The organism is Thermoflexus sp., assembly GCF_025055495.1.
Classification (GTDB): Bacteria; Chloroflexota; Anaerolineae; order Thermoflexales; family Thermoflexaceae; genus Thermoflexus.
Window position 1 is genome coordinate 1 of record NZ_JANWXB010000060.1, and the last position, 16331, is coordinate 16331.

The 16331-nt window shown below is 64.1% G+C and carries 16 protein-coding genes and 1 tRNA gene; 5 read left to right on the forward strand and 12 right to left on the reverse strand.

All coding sequences use genetic code 11. The features are described 5' to 3' along the window. Nucleotides 1–177: 177 nt before the first annotated feature. The 5 genes from NZM16_RS02155 to NZM16_RS02175 all read left to right on the forward strand — a co-directional run bounded on the left by NZM16_RS02155 (nt 178) and on the right by NZM16_RS02175 (nt 6198). Complete coding sequence (locus NZM16_RS02155; RefSeq protein WP_295478197.1) at nt 178–2346, forward strand: hypothetical protein; 2169 nt, start codon at nt 178–180, stop codon at nt 2344–2346. A gap of 427 nt (nt 2347–2773) precedes the next feature. Next, a complete protein-coding gene (locus NZM16_RS02160; protein ID WP_295478199.1) occupies nt 2774–3409 on the forward strand; it encodes a TetR/AcrR family transcriptional regulator in 636 nt (211 codons plus the stop codon). Nucleotides 3410–3558: 149 nt separating this feature from the next. After that, nucleotides 3559–4443 carry an ABC transporter ATP-binding protein gene (locus NZM16_RS02165; RefSeq protein WP_295452888.1) on the forward strand — a complete coding sequence of 295 codons (885 nt, stop codon included), beginning with the start codon at nt 3559–3561 and terminating at the stop codon, nt 4441–4443. Beyond that, entirely contained in the window at nt 4440–5249 is an 810-nt protein-coding gene (locus NZM16_RS02170; protein ID WP_295452885.1) for an ABC transporter permease subunit, read from the forward strand. The genes NZM16_RS02165 and NZM16_RS02170 overlap by 4 nt, the downstream gene beginning before the upstream one ends. 154 nt (nt 5250–5403) lie before the next feature. Then, nucleotides 5404–6198, forward strand: a complete 795-nt coding sequence (locus NZM16_RS02175; RefSeq protein WP_295478202.1) for an ABC transporter permease subunit — start codon at nt 5404–5406, stop codon at nt 6196–6198. A gap of 241 nt (nt 6199–6439) precedes the next feature. On the opposite strand, the gene NZM16_RS02180 is transcribed toward NZM16_RS02175, so the two are convergent. The 12 genes from NZM16_RS02180 to nrfH form a co-directional block, all read right to left on the reverse strand. Further along, a complete protein-coding gene (locus NZM16_RS02180; protein WP_295478205.1) occupies nt 6440–7324 on the reverse strand; it encodes a hypothetical protein in 885 nt (294 codons plus the stop codon). A gap of 141 nt (nt 7325–7465) precedes the next feature. Then, a tRNA-Lys gene (locus NZM16_RS02185) sits at nt 7466–7538 on the reverse strand. A gap of 345 nt (nt 7539–7883) precedes the next feature. After that, a complete protein-coding gene (hisD, locus tag NZM16_RS02190) occupies nt 7884–9197 on the reverse strand; it encodes a histidinol dehydrogenase (RefSeq protein WP_295452878.1) in 1314 nt (437 codons plus the stop codon). Between the two features lie 10 nt (nt 9198–9207). Further along, nucleotides 9208–9906 (reverse strand): bifunctional phosphoribosyl-AMP cyclohydrolase/phosphoribosyl-ATP diphosphatase HisIE, encoded by a 699-nt coding sequence (gene hisIE, locus NZM16_RS02195; RefSeq protein ID WP_295452876.1) that lies wholly within the window; start codon nt 9904–9906, stop codon nt 9208–9210. Next, nucleotides 9863–10585, reverse strand: coding sequence for a queuosine precursor transporter (locus tag NZM16_RS02200; protein ID WP_295452873.1), 723 nt, complete (start codon nt 10583–10585; stop codon nt 9863–9865). The genes hisIE and NZM16_RS02200 overlap by 44 nt, the downstream gene beginning before the upstream one ends. A gap of 78 nt (nt 10586–10663) precedes the next feature. After that, nucleotides 10664–11425 carry an imidazole glycerol phosphate synthase subunit HisF gene (gene hisF, locus NZM16_RS02205; RefSeq protein WP_295452871.1) on the reverse strand — a complete coding sequence of 254 codons (762 nt, stop codon included), beginning with the start codon at nt 11423–11425 and terminating at the stop codon, nt 10664–10666. A 37-nt stretch (nt 11426–11462) separates the two neighbouring features. Then, complete coding sequence (locus NZM16_RS02210; RefSeq protein WP_295452869.1) at nt 11463–11897, reverse strand: DUF86 domain-containing protein; 435 nt, start codon at nt 11895–11897, stop codon at nt 11463–11465. Then, complete coding sequence (locus NZM16_RS02215; protein WP_295452867.1) at nt 11894–12304, reverse strand: nucleotidyltransferase domain-containing protein; 411 nt, start codon at nt 12302–12304, stop codon at nt 11894–11896. The genes NZM16_RS02210 and NZM16_RS02215 overlap by 4 nt, the downstream gene beginning before the upstream one ends. Next, nucleotides 12273–13049: a 1-(5-phosphoribosyl)-5-[(5-phosphoribosylamino)methylideneamino] imidazole-4-carboxamide isomerase gene (locus tag NZM16_RS02220; protein ID WP_295478210.1), complete on the reverse strand. Its 777-nt coding sequence runs from the start codon at nt 13047–13049 to the stop codon at nt 12273–12275. The genes NZM16_RS02215 and NZM16_RS02220 overlap by 32 nt, the downstream gene beginning before the upstream one ends. Nucleotides 13050–13283: 234 nt before the next feature. Then, on the reverse strand, nt 13284–13955 hold the full coding sequence (hisH, locus tag NZM16_RS02225) for an imidazole glycerol phosphate synthase subunit HisH (protein ID WP_295478212.1): 672 nt from the start codon (nt 13953–13955) through the stop codon (nt 13284–13286). A gap of 270 nt (nt 13956–14225) precedes the next feature. Then, nucleotides 14226–15548, reverse strand: a complete 1323-nt coding sequence (locus tag NZM16_RS02230) for an ammonia-forming cytochrome c nitrite reductase subunit c552 (RefSeq protein WP_295478215.1) — start codon at nt 15546–15548, stop codon at nt 14226–14228. Between the two features lie 3 nt (nt 15549–15551). Next, nucleotides 15552–16037: a cytochrome c nitrite reductase small subunit gene (nrfH, locus tag NZM16_RS02235; RefSeq protein ID WP_295478218.1), complete on the reverse strand. Its 486-nt coding sequence runs from the start codon at nt 16035–16037 to the stop codon at nt 15552–15554. Between the last annotated feature and the right edge of the window lie 294 nt (nt 16038–16331).

Sequence of the window (16331 nt, forward strand, 5' to 3'; positions counted from 1 at the left end):
GGGTGAGCCCAGAGCTCCGAGGAGGATGGCCGGCCCTGCGATGGGTGGAGATCCGATATGCCGGCCATCTCCTGGCCCGGGAGCCGGTGTGGCTGTTCCCCCCTTCCACAACCTGGAGCTATGACTGGCTGTTTTTGAACCAGGTCTGGTTCATCAGGTAGAAAAGAGGACGTTGGAATGGACAAGCGCAGATTGAAATGGAAGCAGCCTCTCCTCATCGGCCTCCTGTGGCTGGCCTTTTTGAAAACCGCATGGCCGGCCTCGGACCTCTTCCGCTCCGTCCCTCCAGGACCGGATACCTTGGAAGTGCTCTGGGCGCTGCGGTGGTATCGAGAGGCCCTCGGGAACGGGCAATCGCCGTTCTTCTATCCCCTTGCTTTCGCCCCGCTGGGCTGGCATACCGCGAACCTGGCCCATCCACCCCCTCTGATCGGCCTGATGCTGCCCTGGGCGGTCATCGGGGGCGAGGCCTTTGCGTTCAATGTGTTCGGATGGATCGCGATGACGCTGGCCTTCGGGGGGATGTATCGGCTGAGCCTTCGCCGGAGCCGGGACCCATGGATCGCCGTCGCTGCGGGGATGGCCTATGCGTTCCTCAACACGGCCTACTCCGGCCTGCGGGAGTTCGGAGGCCATCTCCACGTGATGGGCGGCCTGGCGCTGCTCCCCTGGCTGATCCTGGATCTGGGGCGCGCCCGGGCGCAGGGCTGGCGGGGCCCTTCCCGGTGGCGGGCCGGCGTGTGGTGGGGGATGGCTGCTCTGATGCACCTCCAGATGCTTCCGATCGCCAGCATACCGGTTCTCGTGCTGGGGATCGACCGGAAGCGGTGGCGGGAATCTGTGCGGGCCTTGGCCCTCATTGCCTTCGTCGCACTGACGATCGCAGGCCCCTGGGCGCTGCTCTTCCGATGGTCTTTCACGGAGGACCATATGCAGCCTCACGCCATCGACTTGCTGGCCGGCACGGGCTATGACTGGGGCTTCGCGTTCCAGTGGAATCCCTACAGCCCGTTTCGGGCCTGGATGGGGCCCGCCGCCGGGTTGCCCCAATCCCCGCCGATCGGGCTGCTCCCGTGGGTCACTGGCGGGCTGGCCCTGGCGGGATGGGGCCTGTTCCGGAGGGATGGCCCCCTCGCCAGCAGCAGACTGCTGGCCATCGCGGCGATCGGCGCGGCACTATCGGCCGGGGTCGCGCTGAAGTGGAGGGGCCCTATCGTGGTCGGTTGGTCAACCACGCTGGAGGCGGTCTACCAGACCATGTGGCGTTGGGCCTATACGCTGAACCCCTCGTTTATGATGGAAAGCCCGCAAGTCCCGCCCGCGTTCCGGGATCGGCTGTATTCGCCGCTGCTGTTGCTGGGCCTTCTCTTCCCGATCCTCCCCTACGCGGCCGCGATCGGCCGATTCGCCAGCCTCTTCGTCCTGGGCGGCATCGCTGCGGCCTCCGAGGCCATCACCCGCCTCGTTCGCCATCGACTGACGCGCGCCGGGGTCAGCCTCGCGTGGATCCTGGAGGTATTCAGCGTCGCTTCCCCCGGCTGGCCATGGCCCCTTCCGTCGCATCCGGTTTACGAATGGCTGCGGGCCAGAGCGGAGCAGGGGATGGTGTTGGAGCTGGATCTAATACCGAATTTATCCATCAGGCACTCTGCCTTTGCGTTGCTGCAAACGCTGGATCATCGGAAGCCTGCTGTGAATGGATGGGGATCTTTCTATCCACGCTGGTTTATCCAGCTGAGAGCTTGGGTCTTCGATTCCCCAAGCCGAGTTCGGCATCTGGAAGGGCTTGGGGTTCAATTTCTGATCTTGCATGGAGTCCAGAGCAGGCCGGACCTTCTCACGATGTTTAGCGATCTCCCCCTTCACTGCTTTGACTCGCCCCGCATCCCCGGCCTGTGGGATGAACGCATCTGCGCGATAGAGCTGTCGGGCCTTCCGACGTCCTCCTTCACCAACCTGTTCCTGATCAGCGGATGGTCTGGCGTGGAGCCCTGGGGCGTGTGGGCGGAATCGACAGCGGCAGAGGCGGCATGGCTGGTCCGGAAGCCGGCGGCGTTCCGGCTTGAGGTCCAGGCTTTCCCAATGTGCCCGGCGGATCGCCCGCAGCGCATCACGATCTTCGTAAACGGTCTACGGATGGCTGAGCGGGTTTTCCCAGGTTGCAAGGAATCCCAATGGACGCTCGTCATCCCAGCGGACAGGGTTCAGAGGGGATGGAACATGCTGGATCTTCGCTTCGCGTATGCCCGGTCGCCGGCGGAGGCCACCGGCGGTGCAAACCCAGACCCTCGTTCTCTGTCCGTGGGCTTTCGCAGGCTCTGGATCTATGAAGAGCGCAAGCAGTAGAAATCCGCGCCCGACTTCCCGTCATAGGGATCAAGGTTAGGGAAGGCCTGCTCGAGGAGCTCAGAGACTCCGGCAGAGGAAGGATTCGGTGTTGGCGCTGGGACAGCGCGAGGATCGTTCGCAGCGGTCGCAACCGTTGCGGCAGCCCTCAGCATCCCCGCAAAGATGGCGGGGCCTGCGAGTTGCCTTCCCCCAGAGTCCACTATTTCGAAGCAGAGAAAGAACGGATCCTGTAGGCCTACTGGGAACGGGCCCGTTAGGTGGACAGATCAGGGTGGAGAAGGGGGCGTCTATCGAGCGGTGGTTCCAAGCCCTCCGGCAGAAGCGGGCACGGAACCGTCTGGGCCCTTTTTGCGTTCCCCCCGCCCGGGGGGTAAAATATGACCGACAGGTCATATGACCAGATGGTCACATCGGGGTCGGCCGCATGCCCCGGGCGACTTTTTTCAATCTGCCGGAGGATAAGCGGGCGTTGATCTTGCGGGTGGCGATGGAGGAATTCGCCGCCCATCCCTTCCCCCGCGCCAGCGTCAACCGGATCGTGAAGCGCGCGGGGATCGCCAAGGGAAGCTTCTACCAGTATTTCGAGAACAAAAAGGACCTCCTGCTCTATGTGTTGCAGATCATCGGAGAGGAGAAACGGGCGTATCTGCGTCCGGTTCTGGAACGCGCAGGCCAGGAGGACTTCTTCACCCTGTTGCGCCAGCTCTATATCGCCGGCATCCGCTTCGCCCAGGAACGCCCCCTATACGTCCAGATCGGGCGCCAGTTGCTGGCCAGCCGGAACTCCCCCATCTACCCGGAAGCCCTTGCTCGCGGCATGGCCATCGCCCACGAAATCTTCGAGCGGATGATCCAGGAAGCCATCCGGCGCGGCGAAGTGCGGGAGGATCTGGATGTCCGCCTGATGGCTTTTCTGGTGGCCTCCCTCAACAACCTGGTCGTGGAGTATTACACCGAACATGTGGCTTCTGAATACGATGAGCGCCTCTTGAAGGTGGCCGACCAGTTCATCGAGTTCCTCCGTCGAGGGATCGGGACAGACCGGCAGAAACATCCGTAGGAGTTATGCCGTTTGCTCTCTTGGGAAGTTTTTTCTCCTCCTCCCCGCGGCCCTTCGGGCTGTGGAGAGGAAGAGACATGGAGATGGAGCCATTCCGCCTTGTCTGGCCGTCCCCCAACGGCGTAGCTCCTGTATCAGGAGGAAGCGCAATGCGCATCATCGAAGTGGAGCATCTCACCAAATACTACGGCAAGGCGCGTGGGATCGAGGACGTCTCCTTCCAGGTGGAGGAGGGGGAGATCTTCGGCTTCATCGGCCCGAACGGCGCCGGGAAAACCACGACCATCCGCCTGCTTCTCGCCCTGATCTATCCGACCCGGGGGAGGGCCCGGATCTTCGGCAAGGACGTTTTCCGATATGGGCCGGAGATCCGTCAGGATATCGGCTACCTTCCCGGCGAGGTCTTTTATTACGAGCGCATGAAGGTGATCGATCTGTTGAAATACGCCGCCAGCTTCTACCCGCGCGATTGCACGCGTCGCATGCATGAGCTGGCCGAATACATGGAGCTCGACCTGAACCGCCGCGTGGATGAGCTCTCCTACGGCAATCGGAAGAAGGTGGGTATCGTGCAAGGTTTGATGCATAACCCCCGGCTGGTCTTCCTCGACGAGCCGACGATCGGCCTGGACCCCCTCATGCAGCGCCGGTTTTTCGACCTGATCCGGGAGGAGAACGCGCGGGGGTTGACGGTGTTCTTCTCCTCCCACATCCTGAGCGAGGTGCAGCGATTGTGCCATCGGGTGGCCATCATCCGCGAGGGGCGCATCGTGGAGATCGCCGATATGGAGACGCTGATCCGGAATAACTACAAGAAAGTCCGGGTGGTGGCCAGGGACCTCGATCCCGCGTATTTCGACCTGCCCGGCGTGACCCACCTGGAGCACACCAACCATACGGTGCATTTCTTCTATCGCGGGGATATCAACGTGGTGTTGCGCCGGCTGAGCGCCCTGAACCTCACGGACGTGACGATCGAGGAGCCGACCCTGGAGGAGATCTTCATGCATTATTACCAGAGGGATGAGTCATGAAAGCCAACATCTACTGGTTCGAATTGCGACGGAAGCGGAACTCGCTCCTCATCTGGTCGGCCAGCATCGCCCTGGTCGCCTTGCTGTATATGGGCCTATTCCCCACTTTCGCGGACTATGCAGCGGTGCTGCAGGAGACCTTGAAGAGGCTCCCGCCGGAATACCTGGAGGCCTTCGGGATGGCGGGGGTGGATCTCTCCTCCGTGACGGGCTATTACAGTTTTGTCTTCACGTTTCTGCAAATTCTGCTGGCCCTTCAGGCCAGCAATTATGGCTTCGGTCTGATCGCGGTGGAGGAAGGGCAGATGATCTCCGATTTCCTGGTCAGCAAACCCGTCACCCGTGCCCAGATCCTGACCAGCAAGCTCCTGGCTGCTTTCACCGCCCTGACCCTCACGAACGCAGTGGCCTGGGCAAGCAGTTTCATCTTCGTGGAGATGTTCCGGGAAGGTCGCCCTTACGACGCGCATCCCATGGTCCTGATGCTGGGGAGCATCGCCATTTTCCAGGTGGTTTTCCTCAGCCTGGGCCTGGCCTTCTCGTTGCTGGTGCGGCGGGTGCGCAGTGTGGCGCCTTATGGCCTGATGTTGAGCTTCGGAGCATACGTGTTGAACGCCTTCGGAGATCTCCTGGGCGATGTCAAACTGGAGCTCATCACCCCCTTCCGTCATTTCGATCCAACTTATATCGTGCGGAATAACGCATACGACATGCCCCTGGTGGGCCTCAGCGTCGCAATGATCGGGATCTCCCTGGCCTTCAGCTACTGGCGATATATTCGCCATGATATCCCGGCTGTTGTCTGAGAGAGGTTTCGCCCTGTCTCCCAGGGAGCATGAGAACTTGAGAACTCTGCCGAGCGCTTTTAGACACAGGGCCGGGTGACGAAAGCGCCCGGCTCCGCCCCCCCAGGCCTCCGAAAGGAGGCTCGGGTTGTGCGGAAGAACGGAGGGAAGTCCTATGAACATCTTCTGGCATGAATGGAAATCCGGTTTGCGGTCGCTCCTGATCTGGAGCGGGGTGATGGCGCTGTTTATCCTGATCTCCGTGACCAAGATGGCCGGCTATGTGAACAACCCGGAGATGACGGCGGTCCTGAAATCGCTCCCTCAGGCGGTCGCGGCGGCCTTCGGCCTGGGCGCCTTCGATCTCACCACCCTGGACGGTTTCTTCGGTGTCATGTTCGTCTACTTCGCGCTGATGGGCGCGATCGCTGCCGCGACATGGGGCAGCGGCGTCCTCTCCAGGGAGGAAAGCGGCAAGACCGCGGACTTCCTCCTGACCCTGCCCGTGAGCCGCTCCCGCGTGCTCACCGCGAAGGCGCTGGCCGCGCTGGTGAACTGCCTGCTCTTCACCCTGGTGACCGGCGTGGTTTCCGTGCTCGCGGTTCAGTCCTATCAGCCCGATGCGTCCTTCTATCGCCTCCTGCTCCTGGAGATGGAAGCGATGTTCCTGATTGAGCTGATCTTCTTAGCCATCGGGCTGATGCTGGCCAGCCTGCTGCGACCGGCCTGGCGCGCTGTTTCTGTGACCATCGGGCTGATCCTCGCCTCCTATTTTGCGTTCGCGGTCTCGAATATATCGAAGGACTTCGATTTTCTGAAGTATTTCACGCCCTTCAAATATTTCGACGCTGCGGTTTTCATGCAGGCCGGCCGGCTGGATGGAGTCTATGTGCTGGTTTCGCTGTTGATCATCTTGGCCAGCATCGCCGTGGTCTATGGGGCATATCCGCGGCGGGATATCTACATCTAAGAGGAGTCGCCCGTTTGCTTCTTCATAGGGCCTTGGAGGGCGGAGCCAGGCGCCCTCGGCACCTCGCTCCGCCCTAAACAAACGCCCCAGGCAATTTCCGGCAGCGCGCTCAATTCAGGCCCCTCAGGAGAGAGGCAGGACAGTCCTTCTCTCCTCGCCCCCCAGGGCCCTTGGGGAGAGAGAAGAAACATATCTCCCCGCGGGCGAGCCTGGCGAGGGCCCCATCTGAACGCCCGGGGTTTTAAAACGCTCCCTTGAGCTCCTCCAGACGGTCGATGAAAGCGGCAGGGGCGAACAGCCAGCCGTGGTAATCGGGGTCATAGTAACGGCCCCGGAAGGGATAGGGATTGCGCACGATCCTCGGATCCAGCCCCTTTGAGCAGACGATGAAGCTCCACCAGTTGCATGGATAGGTGGAATAGGGCATCGGGATGGTCTCCACATACCGGAAGAGCTGGCCCAGGGCGCCCCGCACCATCGGCGCTTCATAGCCCAGATACCCTTCCCGGAACAGGGATTCGGAAAGGTGCAGGGCCAGCATCCCCTCGTCCGTGAGATGCTCCGCGCACAGCCGGAAGAAGGCCGGGTCGAACAGGCTGCGGGCCAGCTCCGCCAGGGGGTCGTTGGAGTCCAGCAGGATGACGTCATAGATCCCCGCGCGCTCTTCCAGAAAGGCGCGCCCGTTGCCGATGATCAAGCGGACCCGGGGATCATCGAACGAAGCGGCGAATTCCGGCATGTGCTGGCGGCACAGCTCCACCACCCGGCCATCGATCTCTACCACCGTCACTTCTTCCACCGTGGGATAACGCAGAGCCTCTCGGGCCACCCCACCATCCCCGCCGCCGATCACCAGCACCCGACGTGGAAGGGGATGGGCCATCATCGCCGGATGGACCAGGGACTCGTGGTAGAAGAACTCGTCCCGCTGAGTGAACTGGATCACGCCGTCCAGGACCAGCGCTTTGCCCCAGTTTTCGAGTTCCAGGATGGCGATCTCTTGCAGAGGGCTGCGCTCGTGGGCCAGCACCCGCTGGACCTGATAAATAGCGGTGATGGTGCTTTCCTCGGCGAAGGTCAGACGCATGCCTTCGAAGGGCTCTTCGGCCAAGGCTCCCTGAGCCATTCTCGATCCTCCCAAGCGAAGGTGGTCGGTGTGCAGGGTGGTGCCCCAGGCGGTCGGGCGGGCTCCGTGGAGGAGGACCGCCAACCCGGGGAAAGCAAAAAAGCCTTCCGCGATGGGCACATCGCAGAAGGCTTTTCCCGATGAGGCGGGTGGGACTCGAACCCACAACCGTCGGCTTAAAAGGCCGCTGCTCTGCCGGTTGAGCTACCGCCCCCCGTTGCAGTTTAATTCTAATCGGCGCCGCGGAGGGTTGTCAAACACCCTTCGGTGCTTGGTGCCCCCCACCCAGGGATCCCGGCTGATCGATCGCTCTGTTACAAATCAGGGATTGGGGAGCGCGGGGCGGGCCGCGAAGCTCCCCATTTATAAGGCGAGGGCACAGCGCCCCTCCCCTTCCGGAGGCCCAGGGGGCCTCCGGAAGGAAGACGAGCGGGTGAGGCCATTGAAGCCGTCTCCCCCGTCCGTCAGCGGTGCAACACGACCTCCGCGGCAGAGATGGCGGGGATGGCAAGAGGGCGCCGCGTCATCGCCCCGGGCGAGCGGGGGCTGCCGAATCCGCTTATCCCGCCGATGAGGAGGCCGGCGGGTCGGGAAGGCGGATCCGGATGGAGGCGGCGTGGGCGTGGAGCCCTTCCACCTCGGCCAGCGTGGTGATCACCGGGGCCAGGTGGCGCAGACCCTCTTCGGTCAGCGCTTCCACTTCGATCTTCTTCACAAAGGTGTCGACGGAGACCGATGAGGCGACGCGGGCCCAGCCCCCGGTGGGCAGGGTGTTGTTGGTGCCGGTGGCGTAATCCCCCGCCGCCACGGCGGACCATGGGCCCAGGAACACGGACCCCGCATGGCGGATCGCGGGAAGGATCGCCCAGGGATCCCGGGTGTAGATGGCCAGGTGCTCCGGGGCATAAGCGTTGCACACCTCGACGGCCGTTTCCATATCGGCGGTCACGATCAGCCCACCGTAGGTCTCCAGCGCCTGGCGGGCGACCGCCCAGCGGGGAAGGGAAGGGCCCTGTCGCTCGATCTCCGCCCGCACCGCGCGGGCCAGCGCTTCCGCCGGCGTCACCAGAAGGCACGAGGTCTGGGGATCGTGCTCGGCCTGGGCCAGGAGCTCCGCCGCCACCCAGTCCGGGCGCGCCGTCTCATCCGCCAGAACGATCACCTCGGTGGGCCCCGCCAGCATGTCGATGGCCACCTCTCCCATCACCAGGGCCTTCGCCGCCAGCACGTAGAGGTTCCCGGGCCCCACAATCTTGTCGACTTTCGGGATCGTCTCGGTGCCGTAGGCCATTGCGGCGATGGCGGCCACCCCGCCCACCAGGAAGAAATCGGTCACCCCCGCGGCGTAGGCAGCCGCCAGGACCGCCGGATGGCGCCCGGCCGGCGGAGTGCAGGCGACGATCCGGCGCACCCCGGCCACCGAGGCCGGGATCCCCAGGGCGTGGACGATGGTCGGATAGACGGCCCGGCCGCCCGGGATGTAGAGCCCGGCCGAATCCAGGGGGCGGACGATCTGCCCGGCGATCACCCCAGGGGCCATCTCCATCAGCCAGATGGGCCGTTCCCGCTGGGCTTCGTGGAACCGCCGGACGGCCTCCGCCTCCCGGCGCAGGGCCTCCCGCACCTCGGGGCGGAGCTCCTCCCCGGCGGCGGCCATCGCTTCCGGGCTCACCCGCCAGCGCTCCGGCGGCCAGTCGATCCCATCGAAGCGGCGCAGGTAATCCGCCACCGCCGCATCCCCTCGCCGCCGCACGTCCTCCAGAATCGCCTTGACCTCCGGCAGGATCTGCTCGAGATCCACTTGAGCGCGCATCAGCAGGCGCCGTCGCGTCTCCGCGTCCAGGGTTTCCCAGCGGTAGATCTCCACCGGCATCTCGCTTCCCTCACAAGGATTCCGATGAGGAAAGGCCGGAGGCGTGCTCCGGCTCCGATCCCCCGAGCCGCGAAAGCCCTCGTCGCTCCGCCAGAACCTCCAGCACCGCATCCCAGCTCAGCCCCCGGGCCACCAGTCCGACGGTCAGCATATACAGAAGGTCGGCAGCCTCCTCCAGGGACCGCTGGTCCGACTGGTGGCGCAGGGCGAGGGCGACCTCGATGGCCTCTTCCCCGATTTTCTTCACGATCTCGTCGAGCCCGGCCGCGAAAAGCCGGGCGGTGTAAGAGCCCTCGGCGGGGCGCCTTTGCCGATCCCGGACCGCTTCCTCCAGCCGATGGAGGATTTGCCCGGGTGGAGGGAGGAGTTCCGTTCCATCGGGTTCCCGGTGGAAGCAACTGGGCTGACCGGTGTGGCAGGTGGGGCCGGCGGGGATCGCCTGGATCAGCACCGCATCCCCATCGCAGTCCAGACGGATCTCCACCACCCGGAGGACGTTCCCCGAGGTTTCGCCTTTCCGCCACAGCCGCCTGCGGGATCGGCTCCAGAAGTGGGCCATCCCGGTCTCGCGGGTGCGCTGGAGGGCTTCGTCGTTCACCCAACCCAGCATCAGCACCCGGCCGGTCCGGGCGTCCTGGACGACCGCCGGGCGCAGCTCGCCCGGATCAGGCCCGGAGCTCCAGCCGGAAGGGGTTGAAGTCGGTGTCATAGTCGTAATAATCCTCCTGTTCCAGGCGCTTCAGCGCGCCCACGACCAGATACGTCACGGGCGTCATCACGGCTTCCACGCCGACCTTGAACAGATAATTGGTCAGCACCAGCGTCCCAAACAGACTCCAGGGGAAGACGCCGGTCAGCGAGGCGATCCCGACGAAGACCGCCGTATCCATCAGCTGTCCCACTAAGGTGCTGCCAATGGTTCGGGTCCACAGATAGCGGCCGCGGGTGAGGATCTTCATCTTCGCCAGGGTGAAGGAATTGGCGAACTCGCCGGCCCAGTAGCCCAGGAGGCTGGCCAAGACGATGCCGCCGGTGCTCATTCCGCCCAGGATGGCCTCGTAAGCCCGTTGCCCAGCGTATCGCTCCCACTCCGGGTCCCCCGGCAGGGCCCGGACAATCCAGAAGACCCCTGCGCTCAGCGCCAGGCACGCGAACCCGGTCCAGATCACCCGACGGGAGCGGCGGTAGCCGTAGACCTCCGTTAGGATGTCCCCGAAGATATAGCTCACCGGGAAGAGGATCGTCCCCGCGTCGAAGGCCAGCCGCACGCTGAGCAGGCTCACTCCCCAGTTCACGATCTTGGCGGAGGAGGCGATGTTGCTCACGATCAGCACGGTGACGAAAAGCGCCATCACCAGGTCGAAGAAGCGATACGCCCGCTGTCCCAAGAGCGCCCTCCGCTGGACGAATGGATGGTTTGGTCCTTTCCCTCTGATCCCATGACTTCTGAGGAGGAAGAGGGGGATCTAAAGAACGCGCACCGGGATCCCGCGTTCCGCCAGATAAGCCTTCACCTCCGGGATGCGCAGCTGCCGGAAGTGGAACACCGAGGCCGCCAGGGCCGCATCGGCCTTCCCCACAGCGAACACCTGATAAAAATGCTCCAGCGCGCCGGCCCCTCCGGAGGCGATCACCGGGATGCCCACCGCTTCCGCCACCGCCCGGGTGAGCTCCAGGTCGTAGCCCTCCTGGGTGCCATCGGCGTCGATGCTGGTGAGCAGGATCTCCCCGGCGCCTCGTCGTTCGACCTCGCGCGCCCATTCCACAGCATCCAGCCCCGTGGGCGTGCGCCCCCCGTGGATGTAAACCTCCCATCGGGAGGGCCCGATCCGCTTAGCGTCGATGGCCACCACGACGCATTGGGAGCCGAAGCGGCGCGCGGCCTCCGTGATCCGCTCCGGGTGGCGGACCGCGGCCGTGTTGATGCTGACCTTATCCGCCCCCGCCCGCAACAGGGCCTGGAAGTCCTCGACGCTCCGGATCCCACCACCGACGGTGAACGGGATCGAGAGGACCTCGGCCACACGCCCGACCACCTCCAGGAGGATGGCGCGATCCTCGTAGGAGGCAGTGATGTCCAGGAAGACCAGCTCATCGGCCCCCTCGTCTTCGTAGAAGCGGGCGTGGGCAACGGGATCTCCAGCGTCGCGCAGATCCACAAACCGCACGCCCTTCACCACACGCCCCGCGTGGATGTCCAGACACGGAATGATCCGCTTGGCCAGCATTCCCGCCCCGTCCTCCGCAGGCGCTTTCTCCATCCTCTCACGCTTCCCCTTCGGCCCGCAGCCATTCCCGCAGCCGGCGCACCATTTCCGCCAGCGCCCCCGCCTCTTCCCGGGCCATTCGATACACCTGCTCAGGTGTGATTTCTCGATACTCGTGAATCAGCTCGTTTCGGAAACGGGCCAGCCGCCGTAGTCGCCCGCGGAATTCCTCCTCCCAGCCCAGCCGGTCGCCCAACGCGTCGAAGCACAAAATAAAGCCGCCCGGAGCCTGTCGAAACCGTCGGGCCATGATATGGTTGCAGAGCGCCGCCGCTCCTTCCACCGCTTCCACCAGGAGCATCTTGGCCGCCAGGACTGTTCGCTCATCGGCCTGGAAATCCGTGAAATCCACGGCCGTATAGGCCCTCAGCTTTTCTAAACGCTCTAAAATCTCAGCGCTCAGGCGGGCGACTCGTTCCGGGTCGGGTTTCACGGCAACAGCTCCCTCAGGAATTGATGCACGTACGGTTCCCAGTGCATCCACTCCCAGCCGGTCCGTTCCAGCAGCTCCAGGAACCCTTCCGGATCCCGGATGAGCAACGGGCGGCCGTTCAGGATCTGAACCTGCAGGCCGAGGGGCGCTCGTTCGAAGATCACCACATCTACAGGATATCCCAGAGCGGCCGTCCAATCGGCCGCCCGGTCGATCTCGTAGCGTTCCGGATCCGCCCCGGCCGTTAGCCCGATGCCGACATCGATGTCGGCGAAGGGCAGATCCGGGTCCAGGAAGGAGCCGAAGACGGTCGCGAAGCGGATTGCCTCATCCGCTTCCAACAATGGGCGCAAGCGCTCGATCAGGCGCTCCCGTTCATCCGGCGGAAGAAAGACGCGCGGCCGCACGATCCTCCCCTCCAAGGTCTCGCAGTCGGGCGATCGCCTCCTCCAGGGTGAAACGCCGCTCATGGAGCGCCCGCCCGAGGATCAGCCCCGCCAGGCCCGGGAAAGCCCGACGCCCGGCCTCCTCGATGTGGGAAAGATCGCCCACCCCGCCCGAGACCATCACCTGGACCCCCGTCGCCCGGGCGATCTCTGCCACACCCTCGAGATCCGGTCCGGCCAGCGTTCCATCCCGAAGCACGTTGGTGTAAAGGACCCACTGCACGCCCCGGGTGGCCCACTCCCGGGCGAAGGCGAGGGGATCGCCGGCCATCTCCCGCCATCCGGCGATGGCCAGCTTCCCCTCCCGAACCTCCACCGCCAGCACCAGCCGATCCGCCCCGAAGCGGGCCAGGGCGGCCTCCAGGGCATCCGGGTTCCGCACCGCCATCGTCCCCACCACAGCGCGCTCGACGCCCAGCTCAAAGGCTCGCTCCAGATCCTCCAGGGTGCGCAATCCGCCGCCCAGCTGCACCGCCAGCGGCGTCTCGCGGACCAGGCGGGCGATCCAGGCGGCGCTGGCCCCGCCGGTTCCGAAGGCGCCGTCCAGGTGGACGACGTGGAGCCAGCGGGCCCCCGCCGCCGCCCACCGGAGGGCCTGCTCCAGCGGGTCGATCTCATACACGATGCGGCGCCGGGGATCGCCCTGGACGAGCCGGACCACCTGGCCCTGCAGGAGATCTAAAGAGGGGATAAGTTCCAACGCCATGGGTTTCCTCAGGAGAGTTACGGGAAATTCAGACCATCATCCCTGCGGCGTTGTCCATTCGACTTCGGACAGACCGGCTGTGCTCCAGGCCCCTAAGCCTTCTACGTATTTGAGGACCAACCCCTCCTCGCGGCCCTCCGGGTTGCGGGGAGGGGGGAATTCGGTCTTTTCCACGGCCGGGATCCCGCCGATAGCCACCACGCCGGGCGGGGAACGCTCCGGCTTTGGATCCCCCTACAGCCTACCACCTCCATCCATTCGTGTATTCGTGCCCCATTCGTGGACGGCCCCCCGCCCTCGAAGGCTCAGGAAGTTCCTCAGGATCTGTTCCCCCACGCGATGGCTTTTCTCGGGGTGGAATTGCACACCCATCACAGGCCCTCGCGCGACCATCGAAGCATATCGGATCCCGTAGACGGTCGTGGCGATCCCATCCGCCGGATCCTCCGGCTCGCAATAATAGCCGTGGACGAAATACACATACGCCCCGTCGGGCACGCCGTGGAGCAGCGGATGGCTTCCCGTGTGCTCCAGACGGTTCCAGCCGATCTGGGGCACCTTGCCGGCCTCGGGGGGGAAGCGGCGCACCCGCCCGCGCAACAGCCCCAGGCCCGGATGGCAGCCCATTTCTTCGCTTTCCTCAAAGAGCAACTGCATCCCCAGGCAGATGCCCAGGAGGGGGATCCCGGCGACGACGGCCCTCTTCAGCGGCTCGATCCATCCCCGCGCTGCGAGCCCGGCCATCCCATCGCCGAAGGCGCCCACCCCGGGCAGCACGATCTTCTCGGCCCACTCCAGGTCTTCCGGCTGTTCCTGCAGACGCACCTCCGCCCCAAGACGCCGGAACGCACGGACCACATTCCCCAGGTTCCCGATTCCGTAGTCAATCACCAGCACCCGTGTCATCTAGACTCCAGCCGAAAAGTTTCCCTTATTTTACTGGGCTCCAGACTAACTTGCGATTTCTTTATCGGGGAAGGCTTGGTGGCAGGCGGGGCTGCTGAAAGCAGCCCTCATGGGGTCTTTCGGGCCCCGGGGACAGGGAACCCCGGGGAAAGGGTCCCTCCCATCGGCGAGAGCGATCCCTGGATCGCAACCGGGATAAGCCGAATAAAAAGCGGGGGATGAACGTCTGGTCCATCCCCCGCGCAACAACCTGGAGGGGAGCGATCGGCTTTACGGCGCCCGGGCCTGGGGTCGCTGAAGGGCCTGGATCGCCTTCAACTGGGCCTGACGGGCGTAATTGATGGACTCCGACAGCAACCGCATGGCCTCCTGCGGGTTGTGGAAGCCCAGCGAGTTCTCGACAGCGACGAAGTCCCAGCGCATATGGGCCTTGCGGAACAGCGTGCGGGCTTCCTCCGCCAGCTTGGGATCCGCGTTGGGGTTGTCCTTGATGGCCTTGAGGGCCTCGATCGCCTCCACCAGCGCGTTCTCCGCCGCGTCCTGAAGCCCCTTCGTGGTCGTCTGGATGATCTCCACCCGCTTGCGGATGAAGGCGAGGTCCAGGTGGCACGTGCCGCAGGCCTGCTCCATACGATACCAGGGGCTGGCGGCTTGGTGGGAGGTGTATTTGATCCCGCCTTCGATCACGAAGGGCATGTGGCAGTCCGCACAGGTCACCCCCGCCAGGTAGTGGGTGGAGTCGGCGGCGTAAAGCTCATACTCCGGATGCTGGAACTTCACCAGCGGCACGCCGGTGGAGGGATGGGTCCAATCCGCGAACTTCCGCTCGTTGTAGTAGGCCTCGATGTCCTCGAAGCGGATGCCTTTGTCCCACGGGAAGACGAGATAGTCCTTCGGCTCCTTGGCGAAGTAATACTCGGAATGGCACTGGGCGCAGGTCAGGTTGCGCAGCTCCTGGCGGGTCAGCTGATTGACGTCCTTCCCGAGCTTCTGCAGCGCCTCCACCAGCGCCACCTGCTTGATGACGGGCGCCATGGTCTTCGGATCGTGGCAGTTGGCGCAGGAGACCGGATATTTGATCCGCTTCTGCAGTTCCTCAAAGGGCGTGGCGTAGAACTGGGCGGGGCCCATCTCCGCCATCACGATGGGGGCGTCCGCTGCCTTGCAGGCCCAGCAGGATCCGGGGGATGTGCCGCCCCGGCGCTCGGCCAGCTTCGCCCGGCGCTTCGATTTCACCACATCCTCATAAGAATACGCGTGGCCCCGGTCTTCTCCCCACTCCACAGCGAACAGGTGGCCCTCCCAGAGCACTTTCAGGCGCGGATCTTCATCCAGCTTCTCAAAGGGAACCGAGCCCGCGTAGAGGGTCTTCCTTCCCTCCTTGGTGCGCAGCCAGGCCTCATACTCCCGTGGGAAGGCTTGCCCCCAGACCGCGGGGTTCACCTCGTTCTCCGGGATGGTCACCGGGCGGACCACCTCCAGGCGGGGCCCGCGCAGCTGCACGATCAAAAGGGCTAGGGCAAGGCCAAGCACGACGACCAAGATCACAAAGCCGGTGATTTGCAGCCACAGAGGGGGCATCCGCTGGAACATGCTTTACCTCCTTTCAGGCAGAGTGCCGAAGGCAATGGAACGCCGTTCGCCATGGGCAACCGTGCGGTGGCAATCGAAGCAAAAGCGCTCCCCTCCCATCAATCCGCTCTGGGTGGCCACCGTATTGAAATGGCAACGCACACAGTTCGATTGCACGATCTGCCGGGTCAGGCCATCGGCATAAATCTGCGGGGGGATCTGATAAGTGGTGTAGAAGTAGACATGCTGAACGCCCTTGAGGAATTTGACACCCCACTTGGCGGGGAAGGCATGGGGGGTGTGGCAGTCATTGCAGACAGCGACCCGGCGATGTGTGGCGTGGAACCACCCTTCGTAGGCGGGGTTCATAACGTGGCAGTTGTTGCAGGCTTCCGGCTGATCCGAAAGATAAGCCCCTAGGCCCTGAGGGTTCAGCAGAAGCCAGCCTAGCCCGGCCACGATGAGAACCCCCACCAGCCCGCCGATCCCCCAGTAGACCGTGGTCCGCATCGCGCATCGCCTCCTGGACAGATGCCGGCCCCGTTGGGCGGCCTCCAGTTGACCGGGAGACCCCTTCGAGTAATACAACGCAATTCAATTTTATCGAAGATCCCGAGGCTTAGGTAAGTGAAAGCCATCATATCGTCGTTCTGAGCAAAAATTGGACGCTCGGGTCCGGAATGGGAGGGCCCTGGCGCATCTTCACCGGACGGATGGAGCCTTCCGCAAAGCGAATACGGAACGCCTAGTGTTTTGTCCAGTGATCAACTGGGGATTGGAGGAACCGAAGCGAGTCCGGAAGGC

Coding starts and splice junctions, on each gene's coding strand:
- hisF (WP_295452871.1), bottom strand. CDS start 11,425: ATGCTGGCCAAGCGGATCATTCCGTGTCTGGACATCCACGCGGGGCGT.
- NZM16_RS02180 (WP_295478205.1), bottom strand. CDS start 7,324: ATGGCTCAGGGAGCCTTGGCCGAAGAGCCCTTCGAAGGCATGCGTCTG.
- hisIE (WP_295452876.1), bottom strand. CDS start 9,906: ATGACACCGACTTCAACCCCTTCCGGCTGGAGCTCCGGGCCTGATCCG.
- NZM16_RS02230 (WP_295478215.1), bottom strand. CDS start 15,548: ATGTTCCAGCGGATGCCCCCTCTGTGGCTGCAAATCACCGGCTTTGTG.
- NZM16_RS02170 (WP_295452885.1), top strand. CDS start 4,440: ATGAAAGCCAACATCTACTGGTTCGAATTGCGACGGAAGCGGAACTCG.
- hisH (WP_295478212.1), bottom strand. CDS start 13,955: ATGACACGGGTGCTGGTGATTGACTACGGAATCGGGAACCTGGGGAAT.
- NZM16_RS02175 (WP_295478202.1), top strand. CDS start 5,404: ATGAACATCTTCTGGCATGAATGGAAATCCGGTTTGCGGTCGCTCCTG.
- NZM16_RS02160 (WP_295478199.1), top strand. CDS start 2,774: ATGCCCCGGGCGACTTTTTTCAATCTGCCGGAGGATAAGCGGGCGTTG.
- hisD (WP_295452878.1), bottom strand. CDS start 9,197: ATGCCGGTGGAGATCTACCGCTGGGAAACCCTGGACGCGGAGACGCGA.
- NZM16_RS02165 (WP_295452888.1), top strand. CDS start 3,559: ATGCGCATCATCGAAGTGGAGCATCTCACCAAATACTACGGCAAGGCG.
- NZM16_RS02220 (WP_295478210.1), bottom strand. CDS start 13,049: ATGGCGTTGGAACTTATCCCCTCTTTAGATCTCCTGCAGGGCCAGGTG.
- NZM16_RS02155 (WP_295478197.1), top strand. CDS start 178: ATGGACAAGCGCAGATTGAAATGGAAGCAGCCTCTCCTCATCGGCCTC.
- nrfH (WP_295478218.1), bottom strand. CDS start 16,037: ATGCGGACCACGGTCTACTGGGGGATCGGCGGGCTGGTGGGGGTTCTC.